Source organism: Acinetobacter sp. YH12058 (genome assembly GCF_013419805.1).
Lineage (GTDB): Bacteria > Pseudomonadota > Gammaproteobacteria > Pseudomonadales > Moraxellaceae > Acinetobacter > Acinetobacter towneri.
The window spans coordinates 1-2,598 of sequence record NZ_VOZL01000051.1; the positions used below are offsets into that span (position 1 = coordinate 1).

General features: G+C 40.8%; 2 protein-coding genes. Both read left to right on the forward strand.

The window, feature by feature from the left end; genetic code table 11:
• The coding region (mobV, locus tag FTU09_RS13555; RefSeq protein WP_218951319.1) for a MobV family relaxase at window positions 1–1,034 on the forward strand (1,034 nt) is incomplete at its 5' end.
• A gap of 513 nt (window positions 1,035–1,547) precedes the next feature.
• Complete coding sequence (locus FTU09_RS13560; protein ID WP_180080564.1) at window positions 1,548–2,525, forward strand: replication initiation protein; 978 nt, start codon at window positions 1,548–1,550, stop codon at window positions 2,523–2,525.
• Window positions 2,526–2,598: the final 73 nt, after the last annotated feature.

Below are 2,598 nucleotides of genomic sequence, written 5' to 3' on the forward strand. Positions count from 1 at the left end.
ACACTAATTCCAACCAAATAGAAAATGGTGTCACTCATAAGATGGCATACGCAATTTTAAGAACAGCAAAACTTAAAAAATTCGGCAATATTGGCGGTTCTTTAGCACATAACTACCGTACTAGAGAAACCCTAAATGCAGATGAACAACGCTCCCATTTAAACAAACACGAACTTGCAACGGCTGAGGAAGTTAAACAAGCAATTCAAAATAGATTGCCTGAGAAAGTGCGCTCCAATGGTGTGCTTTGCATTGAATATTTTATTGGTGCTAGTCCTGAATATTTTACGGAATCAGGCGACATAGACGGCTCTCAATATTTTGAAACTGCAAGAAAGTGGCTTGAGAACAAACACGGTAAAGAAAACGTGATCACCACTTCGGTGCATTTGGATGAAACTAGCCCCCACCTGGTCGCTTATGTAGTTCCTATAGATCAGGACACAGGCAGACTAAACGCTCGAAAGTTTTTAGGTGGTCGTGCGACCTTGTCAGCAATGCAGACTGATTTTGCTAACACAGTGAAGCATCACGGCTTAGATCGAGGAATTGAAGGCAGCAAGGCAACACATACCACGATTCAAGAGTATTACGCCAATATAAACAGATTCGAGCCAAAACCGGAGATCACCGCATCAAAGCCGAAATGGTACGAAACATCGAATATGTATGCTGAGCGTCTACAGAGTGAAATCATAAGCCAGCTAAACCCTAAATTTACAGAACTTAGCGCAAAGGCTGCGACTGTTGAATTAGCAAAAAAAGAGGCCAAAGAAGCCAAAGAAACGGCTTTAGATTACAGAGATCGTTTTCAACCAATCATCAATGCCCTAGAGCCTTTAGAACAATCTGAACAACAACAATTAGTTGATGCAATGAAAATAGAAAGTGCCAAAATCCAAGTTAAAAAGGAACTTGAAAAACAGGCTGAAATTGAAGCTAAACAAGCAAGAATTACAGCTGCAAAAAATAAAAGATTATTTTCTAAAGCTCGGACTTTGAAATCTAAAAAATCTAACGGTCAAGGTTATTAATTTTTCCTTTTGGTGTTTTAAAGACAATAAGGCACCAAAAGTAAGTAACAAAGCTCGTGTCTACGAGCGACATAACCAAAATTCGCCTATCCCCCCTCTGAAAAACCGCTTTTAACCCACTTAAATGCTCGTTATAGCTCGATTAGATGAAAACCTATGGTTAGGTACCTCGCGAAGCGAGAAAAGAGCTTCTGAGTGAAGCTAAGGCATAGGGCTGTTTTTCAGCTCAAAACCCTTTTTTGGGCTGTTTTTCAGCTCAAAATCCCTTTTTTATTATTTTAATACTTTTAAAGACTTTTACGTCCTCTGAAAGCCTTTAATAGCGATGCTTTGCGGGATTAACTATGGAGGGATTCCCGCTAACTATGGAGGGATTCCCGCTAACTATGGAGGGATTCCCGCATTACTATGGAGGGATTCCCGCATTACTATGGAGGGATTCCCGCACCGTTGACACAATATATGTAGTGATTTATATTACTCCATAATAAATATTATATTGGTGTCTGCGTGATGGCTAAAAACAACTTAATTGTGAAATCTAATCAAGTCGTCGAAGCGTCCTATACGCTAACGACTATAGAACAGCGTTTGATTTTAAGTGCTATTGCTCAAGTCCCTAAAGGTGAGGAGGTATCAGATGATGTTCTATATCCTCTTTTCACTGAGGATTTGATCAAACTAGGTGGAGATAAAAAAGCATCGCACAAAGAGTTTAAACAGGCTGTAAACCGCCTCTATGAACGATCTATCGTTCTCAGAGATGGAGATGAATCGGATTCTTTTCGATGGATTCAAGAGAAGGCGTTTAATGGTCCCAGTATGGCTTTTGTTCGTTTCTCTAAGCCTATATTGCCATTCTTATCCAACTTAAAAGCAGAGTTTACCAAGTATCTTGAATCCGACATTGTTGGCATGTCTAGCCCTTATGCTATCCGCTTCTATGAGTTGATAATGCAGTATCGCAGTGTTGGAAAGCGTGAAATTAGCCTTGAGGATCTGCGCTGGATGTTCCAGCTACAAGATAAATACCCAGTTTGGGCAGACCTCAAACGATGGGTGATTGATCAAGCAACCAAAGAAATTAACCAATATAGCCCTTACAAGCTCACCGTTGAGCCAAAGAAAACAGGGCGAAAGATCACCAGTATCGTACTTAAATTCCAAGACAAAAAAACCTTGAAAGCACCAAAAGTTAAGGTTTCTAGCTCGAACGATGGACGGATTCCTCCAACATCAACACCGCCAAAAGGTATGTCTGGCATCGGCTCAATCACCAACGCAATGATGCAGAAAAACACCAACACACTGGCGCACCGTATTAGCCGTATTATTCAGGCGATCACCGCAGACAAAGAGCTACAGAAGCGTTTCAAACGTCCTGATGAGTCAATGATACAGATGGGTCAACGCATCCGTGAAGACAACAACACAGAAGATACAATCTCAAACCTTGAATCTAAGCTCGAAGAATTTGGTGTTGTCTTCTAAATTTTTTTTTGCAAGACCGTTAAGGTCTTGCGGGGTCGAGGGGGTATCCCCATCGCTCAAGGAACAATTTAAA